This is a genomic window from Vibrio sp. RM-41-2B (genome assembly GCF_024744415.1).
GTDB lineage: Bacteria > Pseudomonadota > Gammaproteobacteria > Enterobacterales > Vibrionaceae > Vibrio > Vibrio diabolicus.
Genome location: NZ_JAMQWD010000019.1, coordinates 1 through 18,543, shown reverse-complemented (window position 1 = coordinate 18,543; position 18,543 = coordinate 1). Strand labels below are relative to the sequence as shown.

Below are 18,543 nucleotides of genomic sequence, written 5' to 3'. Positions count from 1 at the left end.
AGCAAAAAATTTATGAAGTCAGACATATTACCTTTTTTGACATAAAAACGAAATACAAGGTGGGAGTGAAGGTGGTTTATGGACATAAAAAGAAGCCCCGCGGAAGGCGAGGCTAGGCGTTTTAGTTCGTCATAATCAGTATGAAGTCGTACTTGTGTCTAAGAAGCCATTCTTCATTAAGATTAGTTGGAATTACAATCCGAGCTGGTTGAGTAAATCATCGGCGTCATCGTTTGAACTCGACGATTTAGATTCTTTCTCAGCCATATCTTTACGTGTTGCTTCTAAAATATCGTCTGGATTTTCGTCTTCTGCGATTTCAAACTCTTCTAGTTGGATGAACTCAGTTTTGTCCATCGCCAACTCTAGGTAGAAAATGTTGTTATTTTCGGTGGAGAACGTCACTCGGCGAGCTTGAGGGCGGTCAAGGTTGGTATCCACTTGTAAGATGACTTGCTTATTCAGCGCCATCATTTTTGGCTGGTTTTGTGTGATGTTCGTTTGCAGCTCTTTACGAATTTTATTGGTGAAATCTCCAACCAGTTGGTTCATTAGCTCACCCAGAACATCTCCCACCTCGTCAGAAGTATGAGATATTGCCAGTTCTTCTTCTGGCATACCCATATTACGCATGTAGTTGGTGTAGATCTCTAATGCGGCTTTTGCCGTAAAATTAATTACGACCAGCCCGGTAAACCCGCCATCAAACAGAACAAAACAGCCAAAATCTGGCTTGAGGCTAGTCTTGTGGATTTTTTGCACCATTGCAGAGTAATTTACTTGAGAAGATGTCGCCGAAGTTAGGACGCCAGAAACAGACTGGCAAAGTTTGAGAAGGATATCTTCAGTGGTCACAATTTTATTTTTTTTCATTCTGAAAACTCATCTAGAAACGCGATTCGTTCCCCAATGTAAGGCATCAAGCGTGAAAAAATAAAGCATAAGTTTAATTATTGTATCGAGATTCTGATTTGCTCGTCTTTTTAAATGTTGTAAAGTGACGAAATTCAAAGAATATTACTTCACTTACTCTTTTGTGGTGTTTTGTTTCGCTGAACGCCAACTTGTATGAGAAGTGAGCAAATAATTACATAACCCGCAGCTGATCGGATTCAGCGTCGTAGGGGCAGGAAGCAAATGTTACCAAGATTACACTCGCAAACTGATGTCGATCCTCTTGTTCTTAGTTTTCTGAAAGAGCTTGAGCACGCCGGATTCACTGGTGATATCGAAAGCCAATATTCAAGCCGACTAGCGGTTGCCACTGACAACAGTGTTTACCAGCAACTTCCTCAGGCAGTCGTCCATCCTAAAACGACAGAAGATGTTTCTCTCCTCGGGAAACTGAGCAATAAAGAAAAGTACGAACGAATCACCTTTTCACCTCGTGGTGGCGGCACAGGGACCAATGGTCAGTCGCTAACCAAAGGTATTGTGGTGGATATGTCTCGTCACATGAACAAAGTGCTTGAGATTAATGAGAAAGAAGGCTGGGTTCGTGTACAAACTGGTGTAGTGAAAGATCAGTTAAATGATGCGGTTCGCCCTTACGGTTACTTCTTCTCTCCGGACTTATCAACTAGTAACCGTGCCACGATTGGCGGTATGGTCAACACTGATGCTTCTGGTCAAGGTTCTCTGAAATACGGAAAAACATCCGATCATGTTTTGTCGCTACAAGCGGTGTTTGCTGATGGCTCAGTTTTAGAATCAGATCTGTCCAACGGCTACCCCGAAGAAGGCGAGTTTGCTGCCAAGGCGCTACGAGTAACGGAATCCGTATGTCGTGAAAAACGCCAGCAGATCGTGGATAAATTTCCTCCGCTCAACCGCTTTTTAACGGGGTACGATTTAAAAAATGCCTTGAATGAAGACGATGACCGTTTCGACATCACACGAGTGCTGTGTGGCGCGGAAGGTTCATTGGCATTTATTACCGAAGCGAAGCTAAATCTGACGCCAATTCCGAAAGCACGTACTTTGGTTAACGTTAAATACAACAGCTTTGACTCTGCGCTCCGTAATGCACCGTTGATGGTCGAAGCGAAAGCGCTATCTGTAGAAACCGTTGACTCGAAAGTGCTTAATCTCGCGAAGCAAGATATCGTCTGGCACACCGTGAGTGATTTGCTTACCGATGTTCCAAATAAAGAGATGCTTGGCATCAATATGGTGGAATATGCAGGTCAGGACGAAGAAGAAGTTGCTGCGCAGGTTGCAGCGCTGACCGCCAAGCTCGATACCATGTTGGAAACAGAAGAAGCGGGCATCATCGGTTACCAAGTCTGTAACGATGTAGCGAGTATCGGGCGTATTTACAACATGCGTAAAAAAGCGGTGGGTTTGTTAGGCGCAGCAAAAGGCCGCGCTAAACCGGTCGCATTCGCTGAAGATACCTGTGTGCCACCAGAAAACCTGGCGGACTTCATTGTAGAGTTTCGAGAGCTGTTAGACAGCAAGTCTCTGAATTACGGCATGTTTGGTCACGTCGATGCCGGGGTGCTTCACGTACGTCCTGCGTTGGATTTGTGTGACCCGCACCAAGAAGCATTGATGCACGAAGTTTCTGATGAAGTGGTTAAGCTGGTGGCGAAATACGGCGGTTTGATGTGGGGTGAACACGGCAAAGGTTTCCGTTCAGAATATGGCCCTGAGTTTTTCGGTGATGAGTTGTTTACTGAGCTGAGACGTGTGAAGGCGGCATTCGATCCACACAACAAAATGAACCCGGGCAAAATCTGTACGCCGCTTGATAGTGATGCAGAGTTAGTAAAAGTCACTGATACAAAACGTGGTTACTATGACCGTCAGATTGACGTTCAAGTACGTGACAGCTTTAAGCAAGCGATGGAGTGTAACGGTAACGGTTTGTGTTTTAACTACGATACCAGCTCGCCAATGTGTCCATCGATGAAAGTAACAGCCGATCGTCGTCATTCACCGAAAGGTCGTGCGGGTTTGGTTCGCGAGTGGTTGCGTCAGCTCACTGAACAAGGCATTGATATCCTTGACTTAGAAAAGCAAACACTAGAAAACAAAACATCAATCAAAACCATGATTGACCGTGTACGTCATTCTATCAATCGTCGTCACGAATACGATTTCTCCCACGAAGTGTATGAAGCGATGAATGGTTGTTTAGCGTGTAAAGCGTGTGCGAGCCAGTGTCCGATCAAAGTCGACGTTCCGAGCTTCCGCTCACGCTTTTTAAACATTTATCACTCTCGTTACCAACGTCCAGCAAAAGATTATCTGGTTGCGAACATAGAGACTATGCTGCCGATGATGGCGAAAGCGCCAGGTGTCGTAAACGGTGTTTTGAAGCAGTCGTGGGTCAAGAGCTTAACGGCTTCAACAGTTGGGTATGTCGATGCGCCGTTGTTATCAGTACCTACATTGAAACAACGAGTAGAGTCGCTGACAACGCCTTATGATCTGCAAGCGCTCAGCGGTTTGTCTTCGTCTGAAAAGAGCAAGCATGTTTTAATTGTTCAAGACCCATTCACTAGCTACTACGACGCCGATGTCGTAGAAGACTTCGTTAAATTATTGAAAAAGCTGGGCATGCATCCGGTGCTTCTGCCATTTAAGCCGAATGGTAAAGCACAACACATTAAAGGGTTTTTACGTCAGTTTAAGGATACAGCAGCCGATACCGCGAAGTTTTTGGCGATGGTAGCGGATCTGGATATTCCTTTAGTTGGTGTCGATCCTGCATTGGTGCTGTGTTATCGAGATGAATACGCTGAAGTACTTGGCAGTAAGCGAGGTGATTTCGATGTACTAACGGCCCACGAATGGCTTTACCCAAGACTAGAAGCGTTTGAAAGCGGAGAGCATAAGGCGCAGGAACCTTGGTATCTGTTTGCGCACTGTACTGAAAAAACCAAAATGCCGAATGCGGAAAAAGAGTGGGGCGCTATTTTTGCTCACTTTGGTGCAGTTTTAAATACGGTTCCTGTTGGTTGTTGTGGTATGGCGGGTACGTTTGGTCACGAGGTCGATAAGTTGTCGATGTCGAAAGACATTTACAATTTAAGCTGGAAGCCAAGCTTAGATAAGTTAGATAACGAGAGATGTTTGATTACTGGCTACTCTTGCCGCAGCCAAGTGAAACGCTTTGAAGGAACAAAGCCCAAACATCCCGTTCAGGCGCTGTTAACTTTGATATAATCACATCAAATTAAGCCCAGTTTTACTGGGCTTTTTTAGAAGTCACATACAACAATTTCAAAGGATATGAACCTTGAGAAAACTTGAACTCAAAGTCCCACCTGTTGCGGTGTTTTTGTTGGTCATACTACTCATGTATGGACTGACAGTTCTGGTGCCGAGCCTGAATATTAGCGTGCCCTTTGTCGAGGTTGTGGTTGGCGGGTTAACTTTGCTCTCTGGTTATATGGGCATTGCTGGTGTGTATGAATTCCATAAAGTAAAAACGACGGTTAACCCTGTAAAGCCTGATACGGCCTCTTCCGTGGTGAGAACTGGCGTATTTTCTTTTTCGCGCAACCCGATGTATATGGCGCTACTGCTTCTAATCATTGCAATTGGTTTGTGGTGGCAGCACTTGACTGTGGTGCTTTGTAGCGTTGTATTTGTCAGTTATATGAATCGATTTCAAATCAAGCCAGAGGAACGTGTTCTAGAGCGATTGTTTGGTGAAGAGTATGTGGATTATAAAAACCACGTCCGCCGCTGGATTTGAGCGTCGAGTTCGGTTTCATTTTGGATAAGAAGTAAAAAGAAAGCCCAACGATCGACGTTGGGCTTTCTTTTAGTAAACACTTTTTTTGAGCGCTTCTGATAGGGCAGTCGATTAGGCTGCCTTAACGAACTTTGCTAGGAATGCATCCTTACGTTCATTGAAACGGCGTACAAGGTCATCAACCGCTTCTTGGTCATATGGCTTCAAGCCGCTTGCAACCATGCGCTTGATGCCTTTGCCAACGACTTCACCGTCTTCTTTGAACGCAAAGTTTAAGGTGACTACCCCACGTTTGCCTTCCACGTCGAACGTTGCGCCAGTGAAATCCACTTCAGGATGCGTAAGGTCTAAGCGTGAAAATTCAACTTCCATGCTTTCATAAATAACCAATGGACGTTGGCAGTTGATCATCATTTGCTTCTCTTCCATAAGAGGAACCATGATGTGAGGGAAGTTCATGCCAGAGAATTGCACGTAATTTGTTACGACATGCTCAATAAATGCGGGATCGTGGTTAGTCTCACCTTCACGGGACATGTGTAAGTATTCTTTACCAGCCTCGTCAACAACGGCGCTTTCTTTTTCACACTTATTTTCAATATGAAGTGCTACACCATCGTTTACCATGCCAGAGAAGTTAAAACGCATCTTTTGGCTGACGCCTTCTTTACTAAGAAGCACAGCGAAAAGTAAATCCCCAGGGACACAAAAGCGTTTGTTGTCTTCATCGTGGATTGGGTTGTAGTCACCTGCGACACGTTTTGCAAAGTGGCTTGCTTGTTCGCGAGTGAACTGAAACTGGTGATTAGTGTTTGAAAAATAAGGTGTTAGAAACATAATTTTTACGTAGTAACCAAAACTGTGTGGGATTATATGCGAATATCTGCGTAGCAATGGTCCATCCAGTGAAAACTTCACCGTATCCTAACAATAAGACACTATTTCGGCGGATAAATCGTTAAAAACGCATACTTTAGCAACGCTTTTATTTGTGAGAGCAATAAACAGCGACTTTATTACGTCGGCTATTTTTAAAAGTATAGCAATAACAATATGCAAGTGTTCATAAAGATCGCTGGGAATACGTTTAATGAGGAGATAAAAAAGCTCCACGCTAAACGTGGAGCCTTCAAATTATCATCCGGTTTTTAGATTAAGTGCTGGTAATGCTGGATTACTGAACACTTGGTAACAGGCTCTCTGGCATGAGCGTGTTGTGGATAGCCAGCTTAAGCAGAGTATTGGCCTGTTCAATGTCCGGCGCAAAGTAGCGATCTTTATCGTAGAACGATACTTTTTCACGCAACATTTGTTTGGCAATCTCGATACGCTCAGAAGACTTGTTTGGTGCTCTAAAGTCTAGGCCTTGTGCTGCTGAGAGGTATTCGACCGCCAGAATGCCGCGAGTATTTTCTCCCATTTCTTTCAATCTGCGAGCCGCGAAGGTTGCCATTGAAACGTGATCTTCTTGGTTTGCTGATGTTGGCAAGCTGTCTACTGACGCTGGGTGAGCGAGCGTTTTGTTTTCGCTTGCTAGCGCAGCAGAGGTGACTTGGGCAATCATGAAACCAGAGTTCACACCGCCATTATCAACTAAGAACGGTGGTAATTTTGATAATGCGCTATCGATAAGCAATGCCATACGACGTTCAGACAGGCTGCCGATCTCAGCAATCGCCAGTGCTAGGTTGTCAGCTGCCATTGCAACAGGCTCAGCGTGGAAGTTACCGCCAGAGATAATGTCGTCATCTTCAGCAAACACCAACGGGTTATCTGATACGGAGTTTGCTTCTACTTGCAATACTTCTGCAGCGTTGCGGATTTGCTGCAAACACGCCCCCATTACTTGAGGCTGACAGCGCAACGAATACGGGTCTTGCACTTTTTCACAGTTAGTATGCGAATCACCAATGTCACTTGATGTATCCAATAGATGACGGTAGGCCAGTGCTGCGTCCATTTGGCTGCGATGACCACGTACACGGTGAATGCGTGGATCGAATGGACGTCGGCTGCCGAGAGCGGCTTCGACAGACATTGCGCCACATACTGTAGCCGAAGCGAAAAGATCTTCCGCGATAAACAGACCTTCTAATGCGAACGCTGTTGATGCCTGGGTACCATTTAGCAGCGCTAAGCCTTCTTTCGGCGCCAGAGTTATGGGTTCTAGACCTGCGATTTTTAACGCTTCTTGCCCAGAAATGATGTTACCGTTGTGACGAGCTTGTCCTTCACCTAGTAATACTGTGCTCATATGGGCCAGAGGAGCTAAGTCACCTGATGCGCCGACAGAGCCCTTTTTAGGTACACAAGGGTAAACTTGTGCGTTAACTAGGTCGGTCAGCATATTAATGACTTTTAGGCGAATACCAGAAAAACCACGAGACAGACTATTGATTTTCAATACCATCATCAGACGAACCGTTTCGTCTGACATAAACTCACCGATACCTGCCGCATGAGAAAGAACGATACTGCGTTGCAGAGTTTCTAAATCTTCTGGTGCTATTCGTGTGTTAGCCAATAGACCAAAACCAGTGTTAATTCCGTAAACCGTTCTATCTTCCGCGATGACACGATCCACGACTTGCGTGCTTTCTTCAATGGCCGGAATGGCTTCAGGATCCAAAGTAAGGTTGACTGGTGAACGGCTCACTTGGCGTAGTTCGTTTAAGCTAATATGACCTGGCTTTAGCGTTAAATTTAACATCTCTTTCATCCTTACTTGAGCTTCTTCAGTTCTTCGTTGAGCATTGGCAAATCTAGCCCTTGCTCTGCTGCACATTGTTTAGCAATATCGTATCCCGCATCAGCATGACGCATCACGCCTGTTGCTGGGTCGTTATGCAGCACGCGGGCAATACGTTTTGAGGCATCTTCACTGCCGTCACAGCAGATAACCATACCTGAGTGTTGCGAGAAGCCCATACCTACGCCACCACCGTGGTGCAGTGAAACCCAAGTTGCGCCGCCCGCCGTATTGAGTAGTGCGTTTAATAGTGGCCAGTCTGATACGGCGTCAGAACCGTCCATCATGCCTTCTGTTTCTCGGTTCGGGCTTGCTACGGAGCCAGAGTCTAAGTGGTCACGACCAATGACAACAGGCGCCTTAAGTTCGCCATTTTTCACCATTTCGTTGAATGCTTGACCAAGACGCTCACGATCTTTTAGACCAACCCAGCAAATACGCGCAGGTAAACCTTGGAACTGGATGCGCTCGCGAGCCATATCTAGCCAGTTATGTAAGTGCGGATTATCTGGAATTAGCTCTTTTACTTTTTGGTCGGTTTTATAGATGTCCTCAGGATCGCCAGAGAGAGCGGCCCAGCGGAAAGGACCAATACCTTCGCAGAATAGAGGGCGAATGTAGGCTGGAACGAAGCCAGGGAAATCAAATGCGTTTTCTACGCCTTCTTCCAAGGCCATCTGGCGGATGTTGTTACCGTAGTCGAGTGTTGCGGCGCCGCGATTTTGTAGCTCTAACATGGCTTGAACTTGCACTGCCATGGATTTTTTGGCTGCTTTAACAACCATTGCTTCATCTTGCAAACGCATTTCTGCAGCGTGAGACATGCTCCAGCCTTGTGGTAAGTAGCCATTGAGCGGGTCGTGTGCAGATGTTTGGTCTGTTACTACATCAGGCGTGATATTACGTTCTACCAACTCAGAGAAAACGTCTGCTGCATTACCTAGTAGACCAACCGATATTGGTGTGTCCGATTCTTTGATGATAGCAAGCGCTTCATCTAAAGATGTCGCTTTCTTATCGACATAGCCTGTACGTAGGCGGTAATCGATACGCGATTCATCACACTCTACCGCAATCATGGAGAAGCCCGCCATCGTACCAGCTAGAGGCTGAGCACCACCCATACCACCAAGACCGCCAGTTAGAATCCATCGGCCTTTTGCTTCGCCGTCAAAGTGCTTTTTCGCAACAGATACGAATGTTTCGTATGTGCCTTGGACGATGCCTTGTGAGCCAATGTATATCCAGCTGCCAGCGGTCATTTGGCCGTACATCATCAAGCCTTGTTTATCGAGCTCGTTGAAGTGTTCCCAGTTTGCCCAATGAGGAACGAGGTTTGAGTTTGCGATAAGCACGCGTGGGGCGTTTTTATGGGTAGGGAAAACACCAACAGGCTTGCCTGATTGAACTAAAAGCGTTTGGTCATCTTCGAGTCTTTCAAGTACTTCAACAATCTTGTCGTAACATTCCCAGTTTCGTGCCGCACGGCCAATGCCGCCATATACAACCAGCGAATGTGGATGTTCTGCAACATCAGGATCGAGGTTGTTCATCAGCATACGAAGAGGGGCTTCGGTTAGCCAAGATTTTGCGCGCAGTTTATCTCCGTGAGGTGCACGAATTGTTCTGCTTGTATCAAGTCGTGGATCTTGTCCCTGGCGCTGTGTCATTTCAGACTCCTTTAGTTTCTCGTGATGACCAAGTACTTGCTTGGTCGTAATAATAAGTGGCATCTAGGATGCGTTATGGTTTGTGTTGTTTTTCCGCCATCGCGTTGGCGATATCCCAACACAAACGGGCAGCTAAGCGTGCAGTTTGACTATCGACGTCATAATTAGGGTTGTATTCGGCGATATCAGCCAGCATGAGCTTATTTTTGTAATGAAGAATTCGATCTAAAAATGGTGCAATTGTGTCGTAACTTACTCCTCGAGCCGCAGGGGCGCTGACCCCAGGTGCTGTTGCCGCAGGAAATACATCCAGATCAATGGTCAAATAGAGGTAATCACAGTCGTCAATAAAATGTTGAAGCTGAGTTAAGTGATAACTGTGGTTTAGGTAACAAAGCTGATTGTCTTCTACATACCAAACATTTAACGCATCTGCTTTTTCAAACAGCGCTTTAGTGTTGCTACTGCGGCTTACGCCAATGCAAGCGTAATGAAAGTCCCAATCATTGCGTTGGCAAAAATGATGAATTTGGTTGAAGGGAGTGCCAGAGCTTGGTTTGATGTCGGCGATGCTGCTCTCGAATGCGCGTAAATCGAAATGCGCATCGAAATTGATAATGCCGATTTTAGGCTTCTTCTCTGGATAGTGCGCTTTAAAATACTCCGCTAAGCCGGAAAACGAGGCCCACGCAATCTCATGCCCGCCACCTAACACGATGACAGGCGTATGAGGCAGTGCGCTTGAAATGGTTGCCGCACATAGAGATTGGCTCTCTTCCAGTAAGTCGTCTTCGCACACCACGGTGCCTAAGTCATATAGTGGGACGTCTTGGTGCCATGCTAAATTAGCGAGTGCTCGTCGGATTAAGTCTGGCGCTTTTTTCGCGCCAATGCGTCCTTTGTTTCTCGCTACGCCAGCATCCGTAGCAAAACCCAGTAATGAGACGCCACTTGCAACGGCCCCCAACTCATCTGCTTTCTGGCGTTGAACTACGTGATGAATTCGCTGACCAAGTTTGCCGTCCTCGGCATCATGACGGCCTTGCCAATGAAATAGGGGAGAGTGTAGGTCGAATTGAGACATATTATTGGCCTCCGTGTGAAATGTATTCACCATTTACTATACGACCTACCAGACGTTTTGCTCCGACTTGATAGCTTAAATCAGCAGGGCTTTCGATATCCCAGATAGAGAAGTCTGCATCAAACCCTACTTTGATGGTGCCACGTGAGTTTTGATAACCCAGAGCTTTGGCTGCATGTTGCGTTACACCACGCAGTGCTTCTTGCGGTGTAAGGCGAAATAGTGTGCACGCCATATTCAGCATGAGTGTGAGATCAGAAAACGGTGATGTACCTGGGTTGACGTCCGTAGCAATTGCCATCGGCACGTTATGCTCTCTCAACAACTCAATCGGTGGTAACTGAGTTTCTCTTAGAAAATAAAAAGCGCCAGGCAGTAGAGTGGCGACAGTGTTTGAGCGAGCAAGTGCTTTAACACCTTGCTCATCTAAAAACTCGATGTGATCCGCTGACAAACCGTTGTATTGCGCAGTGAGGGCTGTACCACCGAGATTCGAAAGTTGTTCTGTATGCCCTTTAACCTTTAAGCCGTGGCGTTTTGCAGCTATAAACACTTTTTCTGTTTGTTCAAGATTGAAGCCAATCGATTCACAAAACACATCGACACTCGTGGCTAACTCTTCCTTTGCGACGACAGGGATTATGTCCTGACAAATGTGCTCAATATAGTCATCTGCACGGCCTTGAAACTCCGGCGGAATGGCGTGAGCGGCAAGAAGTGTAGTGGTGATTTTAACTTTACGCTCTTGTTCAAGCATTTTGGCTGCACGGAGCATTTTTACTTCATCATTCAGTGTCAATCCGTAGCCTGATTTCACTTCGACAGAAGTGACGCCGCTCGCGAGTAGCCCGTCTAAACGTGGCAACGCTAACTCAACTAATTGCGCTTCGGTTGCTGAACGCGTCGCATGCACCGTTGAAAGTATCCCACCGCCTTGTTTGGAAATTTCTTGATATGGCACGCCGTTTAAGCGCATTTCAAATTCGTTGGCACGATTGCCCGCGTAAATAAGATGAGTGTGGCAGTCGATCAAACCTGGCAGAACTAACTTGCCTTGAAGGTCGATACTCTGAGCGTAATGTTGGGCAGACAGCAGAGACTCGGTTTGCGGTTCGTCTTCACCAATTACACAGGTGCTGATCGCAACGATTTTTCCAGATTGAATGCCAATACGAGCAGGAGACGTTGGCAGATAACCGCGCTCTCCCGACTGCATGGTGACCAGACGTGCGTTTTCAATCAGCAAATCCATGTTTGTGTCCCTGTGTTTATTTGCATCATTAAATGTATATACAAATAAATAGAGCAAAATAAGAACACTGACAAGATTGATGTTGCTAAAATGTGATCAAAACGTAAATCTAGAGGGCCAATCTTGTCATTAAATGAGCACTTTTGAGCTCAGCTTATATTTGTTACCAGGGTGATAAAGTAGGGCGGTACTGACTAACTTATCTTGGCTCCACGTTCTGCGATTCAAGAGAAGGCAAGGCTCATTGGCTTGCATTTTTAAGTCTTGCTTAATACGGCGGTCAGGCACAATTGCCTCTACAGTATGTTCAATAGCGTTGAGTGGGCAATTATCTGACAGGTATTGATTCGGAGTGATTTGTGTGAAGTCTTGATTTAAATAACTCGGGGCATATTGGCTATTCACCCAGCGGAGTTCTAATTGAATAGGCGTTTGGTCTTCATAGTGAATGATTTCACTGTAAAACACCGTTGTGTCAAGCATGACGCCGAGTTTTGTCGCAATGCTGTCATCTGCTTTTATGGCAACTTGTTTGAGCACTTTACTGCTATATTGTCGCCCTCGGTCGCTGACTTCTTCGGCAATGTTTCGAATGTCTAACAGAGGAGATTCTGACTTTTCACCAGGATCACACACAAACGTACCTAAGCGTGGGCGACGTTGTAATCGGCCCTCATTAACTAAGTCCCGAATTGCTTTGTTCACTGTCATTCTACTCACACCAAATTGCTCGGTAAGCTCAATCTCTGTGGCGATACGATGACCGACTATCCACTCTCCAGCATCAATTTTATCGAGGATAAATTGTTTGATTTGAATGTAGAGTGGTGCAGACATAATGGTTTCCTTTTATTTGACTATACAAATACTGCTTAATTTAGGTACAAATTGCAAACATTTCTAGACGAACGCCCCACTTAGTGACAGAACAATCCTATTGTGGGGCTGAATGACTCTTGCTGCTGAGTATTATTTGGATTGATGATGGAATTCGAACATTTTCTTGTGGTCTATTGCTTGCAGAGTATAAAACAATTGTGTAAACAAACGATTATTAGAAAAAAAGTCGCTAAAAAGGAAAAACATGTTTAAAAAATTGAAAGCATCACTGGGGATCGGTTCTGCAAAAGTAGATACGATTTTAGACGAAATGAGCGTGTTTCAAGGAGCGACGCTGAAAGGGCATGTTCATATCAAAGGCGGAGACGTCGAACAACAAATTGATGCTATTACTATTAAGTTGAACACAGAGATGAAAGTCGAAGTGGATGATAGCGTAAGTTACCAAACGTTCACTATTGATCAGCTGAAGGCGGTAGCCCCCTTTGTGATTCAACCTAATGAAGAGAAGCAGATTCCGTTTGAGCTAAAACTGCATGATGAAACGCCAATTACTGCGGTTAGCGCACTTAAGAATCAATGCCATGTTTGGGTTGAAACGACGTTAGATATTGATTTTGCGATTGACCCGCGTGACCGTGACTATATTGAAGTGAAACCACTACCAGTAGCATCTCGGGTTATTCAAGCGATCGAGCAAGCTGGCTTCACTATGGTTAAAGCCGATGTTGAAAAAGGCTTTTTGCGCGGTGGCTCGTTTGCTTCTCGCTCTGGAATTTATCAAGAGCTAGAGTTCCGAAATAACGGCTTTATCTCATCAAAAGAAATTGAGCTTTCTTTTATTCTGGAAGGGCAGGTCATGCATTGTTTGGCGGAGGTTGACCGTTCGCTCAGCTTGGCTGGGGACCAATATCGCTCGTTTACGTTGCCGATCAATGCAACTGATGCTCAAGTCGCTGCCGCGGTTGCACCAACGCTAAATCTATAGTTCTCATCAACTTGATGAGAATATGTACCGATATCCTATTGTGAAAGCGATATCGGTACTGTTATCCATGTTTCGTGCGTTCTCTACGGCTAAAAACTCAAGCGCGGAGTTTTCCATTAGATATCGATAGCCTAATACCAGTTCATTAGAGGCATCAGCAAACTCTGCGGGTCCTTCTGTTGAGCCTTGATACCAATGGTATTCAAACATCAGGTGGTGGTTATCTTCTAACGCATAACGGTACCCAGCTGCAACGGCAATCGTATTATGCCGATAGGGTAGATCCAGCAAGGCGCGATCATCTGAGCGAAACGTCATGCCAACCATCGAGTAAAATGCATGGGCGTCACTCAAATAACTGTAATTTATTTGGAAACCTTGCTCGAAATTACTGCCTTGAAAAGTCCCGTGAGCAACATCATTAAAATATAAGCTGCCACCAATCGATAGGCCGTGATGTTCATTCTGAAACACTTGATATTGCAAATAAGTAGATAAGTTATTGGCAAGCGTTTGTCCTTCGAAATCATCTTCTAGCACATCATATTGCGGCATTGAAATGTAAAAACGATCTCTGTCTACTTTGTCTCGGCCATTCTGTCCGATACCGAAAAGGTTATGGAAGCTTTTAGTCAGTCCATCTAAATGGTTATCAGCGGCAAAAACCCACCGATAATTGAGTTCCCATTGCCAACGGCTATTGATTTGCCACTTGCTGCCAATTTCGATTTGGTTGTGGTAATAATCCAGTGCGTATTCATCAGTATGAGCCCAAACACTGGCCACGGTTCCTGAGCCATAGGTTTCGACAAAATCAGAGGGAAGGCTATGTCCTGAGCGCAGTATATTGGTATGGCTAACCACTTGCATCGGAGATTGTGCGTAAGAACGTAGCGGCCCATACAGGTCATTTGATGCCATGGCTGATACACAGCATATCAAAGTGCTTAGAAGCCCCATAAAGCGCGATTTGAAATAGATCATGATGAACACCTACATGCAAACTACTCAATAAAACAACTATATACCTAAATTGCACTTTGAGGTGGAACTAGGTGTGCAGGGTCCTGTGTTAGTTAATAGGTATTAGGAACTATTATACCAGTTGTGTATTCAAGTTCTATTGGGAGGGGGTAACTCCGTTTACAAGTTATGTGAGCCCTTAAGAATAATCATCAGATTGTCGTGACGGGGCCTGAGGTTAAGTTCTTATGATAAAACAAAATCGCGCTTTGCAATCTAAATGTGAGCTAGGTACAATCCCATTTTCGATAACGGTCCGGTATTCGTGTTACCGAGAGGCCTTTATTGACTCTCAACTATTTTCAACAAATAGCTTCTAATTTGAATAACATGTGTTGCTTGGTGTGCAACACCACTGTAAAGGACATAGCATGCCTATTATTACTCTTCCTGACGGCAGTCAGCGTCAATTTGACAACCCAGTTTCTACTATGGAAGTTGCGCAATCGATCGGTCCTGGTCTTGCAAAAGCAACGATCGCTGGTCGTGTAAACGGTAACCGCGTTGATGCGTGTGACCTAATTGAAGAAGACGCAAGCCTTGAAATCATCACCGTAAAAGATGAAGTAGACGGTCTAGAAATCGTTCGTCACTCTTGTGCTCACCTTCTTGGTCACGCTCTTAAGCAGCTTTACCCACAAGCTAAAATGGCGATTGGTCCAACCATCGACAACGGCTTCTACTACGATATCGACCTAGATGAGTCTCTAACGCAAGAAGATCTTGAAAAGATTGAAAAGCGTATGAAAGAGCTAGCGAAAACCAAGTACGAAGTTGTTAAGAAAAAAGTAAGCTGGCAGGAAGCGCGTGATACGTTTGAATCACGTGGCGAACCATACAAAGTGGAAATCCTAGACGAAAACGTATCTCGTGATGATCGTCCAGGTCTTTACCACCATGAAGAATACATCGACATGTGTCGTGGTCCTCACGTTCCTAACATGAGCTTCTGTCAACACTTCACCCTATTGAATGTGGCAGGTGCTTACTGGCGTGGTAACAGCGACAATAAAATGCTTCAACGTATCTACGGTACGGCTTTCCACGATAAGAAAGCACTGAAAGCGCATCTAACTCGCCTAGAAGAAGCGGCGAAGCGTGACCACCGTAAGATTGGTAAGCAACTAGACCTATTCCACATGCAGCAAGAAGCACCGGGTATGGTGTTCTGGCATCACAATGGTTGGTCTATTTTCCGTGATCTGGAAGTATTCATCCGCGCTAAGCTAGATGAGTACGGTTACCAAGAAGTAAAAGGTCCGCTAATGATGGACCGTGTTCTTTGGGAACGCTCAGGTCACTGGGATAAATACGCTGATGCAATGTTCACAACTTCTTCTGAGAACCGTGAATACGCAATTAAGCCAATGAACTGTCCAGGTCACGTACAGATCTTCAACCAAGGTCTAAAATCGTACCGCGACCTACCGCTACGTATGGCTGAGTTCGGCTCATGTCACCGTAACGAACCATCTGGTGCACTACACGGCATTATGCGTGTACGTGGCTTTACTCAGGATGATGCTCACATTTTCTGTACTGAGAGCCAAATCCAAGAAGAAGTAACAAACTGCATCAAGATGGTGTACGATACGTACCAAACATTTGGTTTCGACAACATCGTAGTGAAACTGTCTACTCGTCCAGAGAAACGTGTAGGTTCAGATGAAATCTGGGATCAATCTGAAGAAGCATTGAAGCAGTCTCTTGAATCGATGGATATCCCATACGAAATTCAAGAAGGTGAGGGTGCGTTCTACGGTCCTAAGATTGAATTCACACTATACGATTGTCTAGACCGCGCTTGGCAGTGTGGTACTGTCCAGCTAGACTTCAACCTACCAGGTCGCCTAGGCGCTACTTATGTAGGTGAAAATAACGAACGTCTTGTACCGGTAATGATTCACCGTGCGATTCTAGGTTCACTAGAGCGCTTCATTGGTATCCTTATCGAAGAATATGCTGGTTTCTTCCCAACTTGGTTGGCGCCAGAACAAGCAGTTCTTATGAACATTACTGATAAACAGTCAGGTTATGTTCAAGAAATAGTACAAAAACTACAAAAAAGTGGAATTAGAGCTAAAGCGGACTTGAGAAATGAGAAGATTGGCTTTAAAATCCGCGAACATACTTTGAAGCGTGTACCGTATATGCTTGTTGTTGGTGACCAAGAAATGGAAGCTGGCGAAATTGCAGTACGTACTCGTAAAGGTAAAGATCTTGGTAAATTTAAAGTGGATGATTTTATTGCATACATCCAAGACGAGATCTCTAGCCGTAAGCTCAATCTGGAGGAATAAGCTATTAAAGGCGGAAGACGTGGCCAACAGCCGGTAAAACAAAACCCGCACCGTATCAACGGTGAAATTCGTGGTATTCGTGAAGTTCGACTAACAGGCGCTGACGGTGAATCAGTTGGTGTTGTATCGATTCAAGAAGCCATTGCAGCTGCTGAAGAAGCTGGTATGGATCTCGTTGAGATCAGTCCTAACGCCGAGCCACCTGTTTGTCGTGTGATGGACTATGGTAAGTTCCTCTTCGAGAAGAGCAAAACTGCTAAAGAGCAGAAGAAGAAGCAAAAGCAGGTCCAGATCAAGGAAGTAAAATTCCGTCCTGGAACTGATATTGGAGACTATCAGGTAAAACTACGCAACCTGACGCGTTTCCTTGAAGAAGGCAACAAAGTGAAGGTAACAATTCGCTTCCGTGGCCGAGAAATGGCACACCAAGACATCGGTGTTGACGTTCTAAATCGTCTTAAGGAAGATACTGCAGAACTTGCTGTAGTTGAATCTTTCCCTAAGAAGATTGAAGGTCGCCAGATGATCATGGTGCTAGCCCCTAAAAAGAAGTAATTAACGGCTCATCAAGTAATTAAAACCTAGCCGCTTTCCTTTCGATAAAGGCATAACGGCTGGGTTTTGTTCGCCCTAATTACGTTGTTTATTAAACCTACTCAATGCGGAGTTATTCATCATGCCTAAGATGAAAACCAACAAAGGTGCTGCTAAGCGTTTTAAGAAAACTGCTGGTGGTATTAAGTACAAGCACGCTACAAAACGTCACATCCTGACTAAGCGTACTACTAAGAACAAGCGTCAACTACGTCCGAATGCAATCCTTCCAAAATGTGAAGTGGCTGCAGTAATCCGTATGTTGCCATACGCTTAATTCTTTTTAGTTATCAATCGTTTAGTTTAGGAGAAGCATAATGCCTCGCGTAAAACGTGGTGTACAAGCTCGTGCACGTCATAAGAAAGTTCTAAAACAAGCTAAAGGTTACTACGGTGCGCGTTCACGCGTTTACCGCGTAGCTTTCCAAGCAGTTACTAAAGCTGGTCAATACGCTTACCGTGACCGTCGCGCTAAGAAACGTCAATTCCGTCAACTATGGATTGCACGTATCAATGCGGCATCTCGTCAAAATGGTCTATCTTACAGCCGTTTCATCAACGGTCTTAAGAAAGCATCTATCGAGATCGACCGTAAGATCCTTGCGGACATCGCAGTATTCGACAAAGCTGCATTTGCAGTTCTAGTTGAAAAAGCGAAAGCTGCTCTTTAATTAGCAGTTTAGGATTAAGAGAAGGAGAGCATTAGCTCTCCTTTTTTATTGCTAAAATATATACCCAAATATTTTTCAGTTTTGCCATTCAGAATCTTGTCTATCAGTCTTCCCGATTTGATTAGTGATCGCTGCTCTGTTGGTAATAAAATGGCTTGGGTATATATTTTACGTTTATAAGGGACTAAAAATGATCTACACAACGACAGAAAGCATTCCGGGCAAGCAGATCTCTGAAATAAGAGGGGTTGTAACTGGCAATGTTGTTCAATCAAAACACATCGGTCGTGACCTCATGGCGGGTATCAAAAGCATTGTTGGCGGCGAAATTCGAGGTTACACGGAAATGATGACCGACGCGCGTGATATAGCTATACAGCGCATGGTAGCAGACGCTGAATCTAAAGGTGCAGATGCGATTGTAGGGATTCGATTTACCACGAGCTCAATCGTAGATGGTTCTTCGGAAATTTTGGCATTTGGTACTGCAGTGAAACTTGCGGACTAATATACGAGGAAAAGCGTTGCTAGGAATGGTGAATTTTTATTCATTTGTCGTTTTTTCTTTTTAGGTTAATTATTCTAGATTTTCGCAGAGCGAATAGGCTTATATTCTTAACTTTACGTTACCATTAAAATTAATCCCAATAATTTAGAGTAATTG

General features: G+C 44.8%; 16 protein-coding genes. 8 read left to right on the top strand and 8 right to left on the bottom strand.

The annotated features are described in order from the left end of the window. Positions 1 to 192: 192 nt before the first annotated feature. On the bottom strand, positions 193 to 873 hold the full coding sequence (locus tag NB463_RS13105) for a DUF3334 family protein (protein WP_237308402.1): 681 nt from the start codon (positions 871 to 873) through the stop codon (positions 193 to 195). A 264-nt stretch (positions 874 to 1,137) separates the two neighbouring features. Here NB463_RS13105 and ydiJ point away from each other — a divergent pair, with 264 nt between their 5' ends. Both ydiJ and NB463_RS13095 read left to right on the top strand, forming a co-directional pair. After that, the gene (gene ydiJ, locus NB463_RS13100; RefSeq protein ID WP_258431249.1) at positions 1,138 to 4,173 is read left to right on the top strand and encodes a D-2-hydroxyglutarate dehydrogenase YdiJ; all 3,036 of its coding nucleotides are present in this window, start codon (positions 1,138 to 1,140) and stop codon (positions 4,171 to 4,173) included. Between the two features lie 73 nt (positions 4,174 to 4,246). Then, positions 4,247 to 4,708: a methyltransferase family protein gene (locus NB463_RS13095; protein ID WP_258431248.1), complete on the top strand. Its 462-nt coding sequence runs from the start codon at positions 4,247 to 4,249 to the stop codon at positions 4,706 to 4,708. A gap of 111 nt (positions 4,709 to 4,819) precedes the next feature. On the opposite strand, the gene NB463_RS13090 is transcribed toward NB463_RS13095, so the two are convergent. The 6 genes from NB463_RS13090 to hutC form a co-directional block, all read right to left on the bottom strand. Continuing rightward, positions 4,820 to 5,545, bottom strand: a complete 726-nt coding sequence (locus tag NB463_RS13090; protein WP_005395883.1) for a DUF3581 domain-containing protein — start codon at positions 5,543 to 5,545, stop codon at positions 4,820 to 4,822. Positions 5,546 to 5,882: 337 nt separating this feature from the next. Next, positions 5,883 to 7,418 (bottom strand): histidine ammonia-lyase, encoded by a 1,536-nt coding sequence (gene hutH / locus NB463_RS13085; RefSeq protein ID WP_012841910.1) that lies wholly within the window; start codon positions 7,416 to 7,418, stop codon positions 5,883 to 5,885. A gap of 11 nt (positions 7,419 to 7,429) precedes the next feature. After that, complete coding sequence (gene hutU / locus NB463_RS13080) at positions 7,430 to 9,127, bottom strand: urocanate hydratase (protein ID WP_258431245.1); 1,698 nt, start codon at positions 9,125 to 9,127, stop codon at positions 7,430 to 7,432. 73 nt (positions 9,128 to 9,200) lie between these two features. Next, entirely contained in the window at positions 9,201 to 10,211 is a 1,011-nt protein-coding gene (gene hutG, locus NB463_RS13075; protein ID WP_012841908.1) for a formimidoylglutamase, read from the bottom strand. Position 10,212: 1 nt separating this feature from the next. Then, a complete protein-coding gene (gene hutI / locus NB463_RS13070) occupies positions 10,213 to 11,463 on the bottom strand; it encodes an imidazolonepropionase (protein WP_258431244.1) in 1,251 nt (416 codons plus the stop codon). A 129-nt stretch (positions 11,464 to 11,592) separates the two neighbouring features. After that, positions 11,593 to 12,300 (bottom strand): histidine utilization repressor, encoded by a 708-nt coding sequence (gene hutC / locus NB463_RS13065; protein WP_258431242.1) that lies wholly within the window; start codon positions 12,298 to 12,300, stop codon positions 11,593 to 11,595. Between the two features lie 247 nt (positions 12,301 to 12,547). Here hutC and NB463_RS13060 point away from each other — a divergent pair, with 247 nt between their 5' ends. Beyond that, positions 12,548 to 13,291 (top strand): sporulation protein, encoded by a 744-nt coding sequence (locus tag NB463_RS13060; protein WP_258431240.1) that lies wholly within the window; start codon positions 12,548 to 12,550, stop codon positions 13,289 to 13,291. Positions 13,292 to 13,297: 6 nt separating this feature from the next. Here the strand turns inward: NB463_RS13060 and NB463_RS13055 are convergent, their stop codons facing one another. Then, on the bottom strand, positions 13,298 to 14,275 hold the full coding sequence (locus tag NB463_RS13055) for a DUF3187 family protein (RefSeq protein ID WP_258431239.1): 978 nt from the start codon (positions 14,273 to 14,275) through the stop codon (positions 13,298 to 13,300). Positions 14,276 to 14,685: 410 nt separating this feature from the next. Between NB463_RS13055 and thrS the strand changes: the two genes are divergently transcribed. From thrS to NB463_RS13030, 5 genes are all read left to right on the top strand, one after another. Beyond that, a complete protein-coding gene (gene thrS, locus NB463_RS13050; RefSeq protein ID WP_005395892.1) occupies positions 14,686 to 16,614 on the top strand; it encodes a threonine--tRNA ligase in 1,929 nt (642 codons plus the stop codon). A 3-nt stretch (positions 16,615 to 16,617) separates the two neighbouring features. Then, positions 16,618 to 17,169, top strand: coding sequence for a translation initiation factor IF-3 (infC, locus tag NB463_RS13045; protein ID WP_074191168.1), 552 nt, complete (start codon positions 16,618 to 16,620; stop codon positions 17,167 to 17,169). Positions 17,170 to 17,290: 121 nt separating this feature from the next. Next, on the top strand, positions 17,291 to 17,485 hold the full coding sequence (rpmI, locus tag NB463_RS13040; protein ID WP_005377932.1) for a 50S ribosomal protein L35: 195 nt from the start codon (positions 17,291 to 17,293) through the stop codon (positions 17,483 to 17,485). A gap of 40 nt (positions 17,486 to 17,525) precedes the next feature. Then, complete coding sequence (gene rplT, locus NB463_RS13035; protein ID WP_004727974.1) at positions 17,526 to 17,879, top strand: 50S ribosomal protein L20; 354 nt, start codon at positions 17,526 to 17,528, stop codon at positions 17,877 to 17,879. 190 nt (positions 17,880 to 18,069) lie between these two features. Next, positions 18,070 to 18,387 carry a heavy metal-binding domain-containing protein gene (locus NB463_RS13030; RefSeq protein WP_005377919.1) on the top strand — a complete coding sequence of 106 codons (318 nt, stop codon included), beginning with the start codon at positions 18,070 to 18,072 and terminating at the stop codon, positions 18,385 to 18,387. Positions 18,388 to 18,543: the final 156 nt, after the last annotated feature.